Here is a 7,814-nt window from a genome sequence, read left to right as displayed (position 1 = left end):
TTCAACTAACTATAATTTGGGGAAAATTACAAGACCTTGAAAGGGCTGGTCCTAAGCTCTTGCTCTATTGTTGTGAATCGTTGTGTGAATCTTCCGTTAAACTTTGTTGTTCCGATAAGCCACGCATTCGATTCATCTGAGTTAAAGCATATCGTGCTGTTGCTTGCACTTCGGCATCTGGGTCTTCCAGGGCATGGCGCAACATCTGACTCATTTGACCCATCATGTCATAAACGCGCGTCAGGTCACGAATCGCATTTTGCCGCACTTGTGGACTTTCATCTTGCAGTGAAATTGCTAAACCACGGTTCATCGGTTTGAGTGTGCGGATGCCAATTTCTGACAAAGCTGCCAAAATTAAACTGCTTTCTTGAGAATCAGCATCAATCATCAGGTCAACCATCGGCTGAATTGCCCGCGAATCTCCCTGCTGACCCAAATCCCAAATAGCCTTGCGCCGCTTCGTTGGGTCAGAACTGCGTAAGTCTTGAATTAATTCATCAACGATATTGAGTTTAGCAAGCCGGGAAGTTTTTTCTGGTAGTAGCAATTTTGTAGACAGTGGTGGTGTAGCTGTTTGTGGATTATTTGCTATCTCTGGTAAGTGTAGTCTAATCGGTTCTATATTCACTTCAGTCAGACTTTCATCATCTAATATTTCGGACTTTTGAACTTGTTTAACCTGACGAAACCACCTTAGCAGGTAAAAAAGTGCCCCCATGCATCCCAGGACTCCAATGGCAAATATTAACCACCAAACAAAACCTCTCTCAGTTGGCTTGGGTGTTGTAGTTGCTGGGGAGGTTGGAGCAGAAGGGGCGACAATTGGAGAGGTGATTATTGGAGAAGTGACAATCTGATTTTTAGCTACCAAATCTGCTTGCAGTCTCTCTCTGGTCGTCAGACCAGCAAGGCCATCTATTTGTAAACCCTTTGCTTTCTGGAATTTAGCTACAGCGGTTTCCGTACTGGCGTTGTACTGTCCATCTACAGCGCCACTGTAGTATCCCAACTGCTTTAATTGGGTTTGTAATATCTGCACATCTGATTTTCGACTACCATATCTCCAAACATCTGGACTAGCAGTAACTCTCGAACTAGCTTGTGCAAGTTCTAAAATTTTAGGTGCTAGGTTAGGTGCAGCTGTGCTTGAGCGAATTGGATAAAAACCCACACAAGAAAAACAGGTAAATATAAGAATTGAGGAACGGCATAGCCTCATATTGCAAGTTTCAGCCTAAACGTGCTTTTGAAGTCTTCGATACCACAATAGCTTCTAGATGACCAAATGTTAATTGTCATTTTTTATTTTTCATTTGTCATTTGTCATTAGGCAAAACAGTTCAGTTAGTGGTAGCGGGGCATTGAGCCAGTTCCGAGTCAAGAAGTGAGATTTTCCACTCAGCACGGGCTAAACGCCCCGCTACCGCTAACAGCACTACTACTCCCCAATCTTTTTGAACGAGTTAGGGTCAAATTTCTGATTCAGATTCTCTGACTGTTAAGGTTATGGGATTTAATTTTTTAGTAGATGCTTCTAAAACTGGTTGCTGTATATTTGCTATTTCGCCGACAGTAACTGTGTCGTTCTGCGCTCCTAAAGTATCACGTTGATTAATGAGATAGATGCTAATTAAAGTGAGAAATACTCCTATCCACTGCAACGGACTGAGGACTTCTGATAGGAAGAGATTTCCAAACAGTAGGGCAAAAACGGGCGTGAGGAAGGTCAGGGAACTAAGACTGGTGAGACTGCCACTAGAGGCAAAGTAGAAAAATAATCCATAAGCGATCGCACTGCCAAATACGGTAGCATAACCCAAAGCCACTAAGTCATATCCTCCGAGATTCTCCCACTGCTGGGATTCGACAACTGATGAAACTCCCCATAGTGGCAATCCACCCAAAATCATGTGCCATCCTGTAGCACTTACTGGGTCAGCATATCGGCACACAAACCGAATTAACACTGTTCCCACTGCCATTGATAGCGCGGCTAACAGCATCAACCACTCGCCACTAGCAAACAAATCTTGCCAGCTGCCAATTGTGACATTCACCCCTGAGTCGAGAAAATGTAAAATCAACTCATCAGGTAAGCCAATTAAACTAATGCCCGTGACTCCTAAGCCTAATCCTAGCCATCCCCAAAAACCAATGTGTTCTTGGAATAGCCACAAAGATAGTAATGCAACAGCCAAGGGTTGCGAGTCAATCATCACAGACCCTAACCCCGCAGTGGTTCTGACTAATCCCTCTGCCAAAAAGCCTTGAAATAGCGTCCCATCTACAAGGGCAAATAAGGCAATCCACAGCCATGCAGCCCAACCCCTAGGCTGGGGTTTACCCATAAATGCTGCTGCAATCAGAATTAACATCCCTGCTGGTATCAAACGTACTCCCGCCATGAATAGCGGTGTGGTGTGGGGTATCACTCCTTTCATGGCTACCATTGCCGTCCCCCATAGGAAAAAGGGGGCAATTAACAAGAGGGGGGCGAAGGGAAGTCGAGATGCACTGAGTTTCAGTTGCATGGGTTTGCTGATGCCTTTGTTTAACAAGCGCAAAAATTGCTTTACCCAATTTTACCGAATTATGTAGTTTTGTGTTCGTGTAGCGTCTCAGAGAGAAGGAATTAATACTCAAATAAAGGTTGGGTTGAGGAAGGAAACCCAATATTTTCAGGGTTTTATTGAGTTTCGCTCCGTAACTCTGCGGGGAAGCAAGCTACAACCTAGCCTTGTATATTAGAGGAAGTAGTAGAACATAACCGCAAATTTCATCCAAGGATGCTTGGTTTTGGACACTTCAATTTCTAAAGTCACAATCTTGGCTGTTTTTAACCGAGTTTGCAAACTTTGACAGATAAATTCATCATATTTATTAAGTAAGTAAGTCGGTGCTACTATTTCCAGCTATGTTAATGAATTTCAATGTAGGGTGTGTGTCACACAGCGCAATGCACCGTCAACAATCCAAAGTGCGTTAGCCTACGGCATAACATACCTTGCTTTCTTTATCATTTCTTCATATACATTGAATTTTTCTCGGCGACTTAATTACCTCAAGCTTTGATATCGAGCATAACTCCCAAAGCTGATACATTTTCATAATAATGTAGTACGATATCTACGCTGAAATCTAAGTATTCACCAGTGCAGAGAACTGACCAATTGAATCTGCTTTATTGAAACTTTATATAAGGATATCTAAGTTTTCCCGGCTTAGATATCCAATAGCAACATAACCTATATAAATAGATTGATAATTCTATTCTAATTAGTAATTTTTATTTTTAAATGCTTCTTAGGGCAGTTTATAAATTGGTACTTAAGTAGGATGCCAAAATTAGATAGAAGGTCTAGTTAAATTTTGAAATAATATCAAGGTAAATCATCTTATGTTATAATATATTCTTTTTTGCTAATTAAAAGGCAACCAGATAAATACATCTGATTTTTACCTCAAGCTTTTATATTAAGCCTAACTTTTCAAGCTGATGAATTATCCCAAGAATGGAATATAGCGTTTCCTAATTACATGAATTACATCAGAGTATCCTCCCCGCTTGCCTACGGTGTACACATATCTCTATGCAAAACCAAAATATTTGTAGTTTCTCCTAAATCCCCCGATAAATTGAGGGATTTTTAGACAATTTCCCCCCAATCACCCGATAAGTTGGGGAGATTAAAAGCTTGTGGGGCAACTTTAGAAAACAGGGGGTTGGGGTTCTTCTAACTCACTCAAGCAAGAAACTCCATACAAACTATGTACAGGTGCGTTACACTCCGTTAACGCACCCTAGTTTCTAAGACAAGCTAGTAACGCTAGACTTTTCTAAACTCGCTACTAATTTCACTCCAAATTCTTCCTCAAACACTCCTTTTTTATAATCTAAGCTCCAAAGTTCTAAAGCACAGTCATCATCAGTTTGAGAAGGGAAAATTAGCAAATTTACCTGCCGAAACTGTGAATAATACTCACATTGGACTTGAGCGATCGCACCAATTTGTCGTCTATCTAATGCCACCGCCAATCTGAGAATTGCACTCAATTGACTGATCATTTGTCGCTGGTGTTTAGTCAGCAAACTCTGGTAATTTTCATGTTTTTTCTTAGGCGGCGATTTGCGATGATAACGCGCTAAATTGGCAATGATTTCAATCTCTGTTTCTGTATAACCAAGCAATTCACCATTGCGAATTAGATAGTAAGAGTGCTTGTGGTGAGACGAATGGCTGACATAATGACCGCAATTGTGTAATATTGCAGCCGCCCACAACAGTTGTCGTTCATCAGATCCCCAGTGGTGCAGAATACCTTGAGTTTGGTCAAATAAACTCTCGGCAAATTTTGCAACGCGATCGCTATATTCTAAATTGACATGGTATTTATTAGCGAGTTTGAGAACATTCCGTTCCCGAACTGAACTTTGGTAGCGCAGCTTATCTTCAATTAAACCGTGGGTTAGCATCCAGTCTACGATTACGCCTTCCCTCAGAGAACGCTCACAAACTGTGATCGATTCACTACCCAAAAGGGTCATCGCTTCCTGTAATATTACTGCGCCAGCAAGTATAACTTCAGATCGTTTATCTGGCATCCCAGGAATGGCAGCCTTTTCTGAATTACTGAGTTTCCGCAAGCGATTTACCAACTCTCGCAAGTCTTTAAGACTGAACTGATAGCCATTGAGTGTGGAAGGAATGACACCTGACTTTTCTCGCGCATGAATCATCGCCAGGGTTTCAATTGTGCCAGATGTACCTACCAAACGTGGAGACTCGCCAAACTCTAGGTTTGCTAGTATCTCATCCACAGAACGTTCTAACATTCCACGTGCGTATGCTTGCAGATACTGAAACTCAGTGTTGCTGATGGGATCGGTAGTGATTAACTCGCTAGTGAGTCGCACTGCACCGACTTTGGTACTAGTGAGAGTGCGTGCTTGGTGACTATCACCCAAAACTAACTCTGTGGAACCACCGCCAATATCAACAATCATGTGGGGCTGGTTATGAAATTCCATCCCCGACAGCACGCCAAGATAGATTCGCCGCGCTTCTTCTTGACCAGAAATCAAGTCAACGCTTAAACCCAACTCCGTTTCTATTTTGTGCAAAAAATCTTTACCATTGGGGGCTTCCCGCACAGCACTAGTTGCCACAGCGATGATTGTTTCAACGTTGATAGTTTTGGCAACTTCTTGAAAACGTCCTAAAGCTGCGATCGCCTTTTTAATGATCTCCGGTTTGAGTTCCCCTGTCGTCAGATCGCGATCGCCAAGTCTCACGGTTTCTTTTTCTCTGGCAATAATGCTGAAAGCTGGTAGTGTGGGGTCAATCTTCACTACTACCATGTGTAAAGAATTTGTTCCCAGGTCAATGGCAGCAATAATCCGGTCTTGCTTAGGTGGTTGAGTTGTAGCACTCTCCCAGCTAGCCGAAACTAAATTCAGCATCTAGTTTTCTCTCTTTATAAGAAATGATGGCAAACGGTGGTATGTCGGGGTAGCTGGCACTGATATTTATTGCAATACACTAGCTCGAACTGAATACTGAGTTTTGAGTAAACTAACAATATTCAGCAATCTTCATTTTTGGTCGAGGGTAATTGAGCTAAGTATATTCACCCTACTGCTTCTAACCTAGTGACTATTTAAAAATATTTAAAGTTGCCACTTGAGGTTATGTTTTTACAAATAACAAATAACGTTATTCTATAGATGTAAAGATGTGTGAACTAGGAAGTAGGGACTGACGAAAAGTTTTCCCAATCCCCAGTACCCAATCCCCAGTAACCAATCCCAGTAACAATTCTATGCTAAGGACGCCAGAACGCCCCCAGGAACCAGTTTGGCTTACAATTATCCGGCTTTTGCGATGGCATAAACCAGAAGGACGGTTAATTTTAATGATTCCTGCCCTTTGGGCTGTATTTTTGGCAGCTGCGGGGAAACCGCCTTTGCCTCTGGTTGGTGTGATTATATTGGGTACTCTGGCCACGAGTGCGACTGGGTGCGTAGTCAATGATTTGTGGGATCGAGATATTGATCCAGAAGTGGAGAGAACACGCGATCGCCCCCTCGCTTCTCGTGCCTTGTCTGTAAAAGTTGGGATTGTAGTTGCGATCGTATCGCTAGTATGTGCAGCTATCTTGGCCTTTTATCTTAACCCCCTGAGTTTCTGGTTATGTGTGGCAGCAGTGCCAGTAATTCTGTTTTATCCAGGTGCAAAGCGGGTGTTTCCTGTGCCGCAACTGGTGCTTTCCATCGCCTGGGGTTTTGGCGTGTTGATTAGCTGGAGTGCAGTCACACAAACCATCTCCCAACCAACTTGGTTACTTTGGGGCGCGACTGTACTGTGGACATTGGGATTTGATACAGTTTACGCCATGAGCGACAAGGAAGACGATCGCCGCATTGGTGTTAATTCTAGCGCTCTATTTTTTGGAAATTATGCCCCTGTTGCTATTGGAATTTTCTTTGCTGGCACAATCTTGTTATTGGCTTGGTTAGGCATAGTCATAAATCTGCACTTAGCCTTCTGGATTAGCCTTGCAGTTGCTACTATCGGATGGGTTTGGCAGTCTCTACGATTAACAAAGCAAGATTTACCTAACCGTGTTTATGGTGAGATGTTCCGGCAAAATGTGTGGATTGGTTTTATTTTACTTGCTGGGATGATTGCTGGATCTTTTTAACAAGTAATGTATAGAATCCCCTTAAACCAGCATTTCTCAAAAGCTTCAGGCGTTTGATGGAGCAGAGGGGCGGAGGGGCAGAGGGGCAGAGGGGATTGAACTTGGCACATTGAACTCTCCCCTGCTCCCCTGCTCCCTTGCTCCCCTGCACAAGCGCAGGCTTTGAGAGGTGTGGTGAGAAATCCGGGTTAAAGAAGTATTTATGAGTTTTTGTATGGGTAGATTCTTTGATTGCTTTAGTCCATTACTTCAGTATCTACGTACTTGGGCAGCAATAGGTTTATTCTGTTTGCTTATCACCTGGTCATTTCCTGCACAAGCTACCAGCACCGTTGATCCAAAGTTGGAACAGCAAGTGTTACAAATTATCCGAGAACACCCAGAGGTAATAATTGAATCTGTTCAAGCCTATCAGCAGCAACAACAACAGAAAATCAAACAAGTACGGCAAGCATTTGTACAGGATTTCAAAACGAATCCTCAAATAGTAATTGGTGAGTCTCCCACCACAGGATCAACTCAATCAAAAACTGTGCTGATAGAATTTTCAGATTTTCAATGTCCCTATTGTGCAGAGGCGCATAAAACCTTGAAAAATTTGTTAGCAAAGTATCCAGATAATCTAAGATTAGTTTACAAGAATTTACCGCTGACTTCAATTCATGCTGAAGCATTGCCAGCTGCGACAGCGGCTTGGGCTGCACATCAACAGGGTAAGTTTTGGGAATATTATGATGCCCTATTTACTAATCAAAAAAAACTGGGTGAAGCGTTATATTTAGATATTGCTAAAAACCTGAATCTGGATTTGGGTAAATTTAAACGTGACTTGACTCTTGCCACTCCCGCAATTAATAAAGATATCCAGCTAGCTGAAAAATTGGCTGTTTCTGGCACACCTTTCTTTGTAATTAATAGTCCAACTTTTTCAGGAGTGGTGCAGCTAGCAGACATCAAAAATATATTGGCTGATGCTAAGTAAGATGATGTATCTAAAAACGGATTTACGTTGCTTTGATGATAGCTATAGGACTCATATCAATACTTGTCGGTTAAGGGGGAAAGGGAAATTAAAAACCTTTAACCCAAACCCAGTAACCCTTTCCCAA

At 42.3% G+C, this 7,814-nt stretch carries 5 protein-coding genes; 2 read left to right on the top strand and 3 right to left on the bottom strand.

What is annotated here, in order from left to right; translation table 11 throughout:
• Positions 1-64: 64 nt before the first annotated feature.
• From ABF638_RS35875 to ABF638_RS35865, 3 genes are all read right to left on the bottom strand, one after another.
• On the bottom strand, positions 65-1,222 hold the full coding sequence (locus tag ABF638_RS35875; RefSeq protein WP_435027531.1) for a peptidoglycan-binding protein: 1,158 nt from the start codon (positions 1,220-1,222) through the stop codon (positions 65-67).
• Positions 1,223-1,472: 250 nt separating this feature from the next.
• Positions 1,473-2,534, bottom strand: coding sequence for a DMT family transporter (locus ABF638_RS35870; protein ID WP_435027530.1), 1,062 nt, complete (start codon positions 2,532-2,534; stop codon positions 1,473-1,475).
• 1,277 nt (positions 2,535-3,811) lie between these two features.
• On the bottom strand, positions 3,812-5,464 hold the full coding sequence (locus tag ABF638_RS35865) for a Ppx/GppA phosphatase family protein (protein WP_435027529.1): 1,653 nt from the start codon (positions 5,462-5,464) through the stop codon (positions 3,812-3,814).
• Between the two features lie 359 nt (positions 5,465-5,823).
• Between ABF638_RS35865 and ABF638_RS35860 the strand changes: the two genes are divergently transcribed.
• Both ABF638_RS35860 and ABF638_RS35855 read left to right on the top strand, forming a co-directional pair.
• Positions 5,824-6,705: a 4-hydroxybenzoate solanesyltransferase gene (locus tag ABF638_RS35860; RefSeq protein WP_435027528.1), complete on the top strand. Its 882-nt coding sequence runs from the start codon at positions 5,824-5,826 to the stop codon at positions 6,703-6,705.
• 202 nt (positions 6,706-6,907) lie between these two features.
• On the top strand, positions 6,908-7,687 hold the full coding sequence (locus ABF638_RS35855; protein ID WP_435027527.1) for a DsbA family protein: 780 nt from the start codon (positions 6,908-6,910) through the stop codon (positions 7,685-7,687).
• The last annotated feature ends 127 nt before the right edge of the window (positions 7,688-7,814 follow it).

Origin of the sequence: Nostoc sp. CALU 1950 (assembly GCF_051172895.1) — a bacterium.
GTDB classification, from domain to species: domain Bacteria; phylum Cyanobacteriota; class Cyanobacteriia; order Cyanobacteriales; family Nostocaceae; genus Nostoc; species Nostoc edaphicum_A.
The sequence above is the reverse complement of the archived record's forward strand: the minus strand, read 5'-3'. Positions and strand labels throughout refer to the sequence as shown.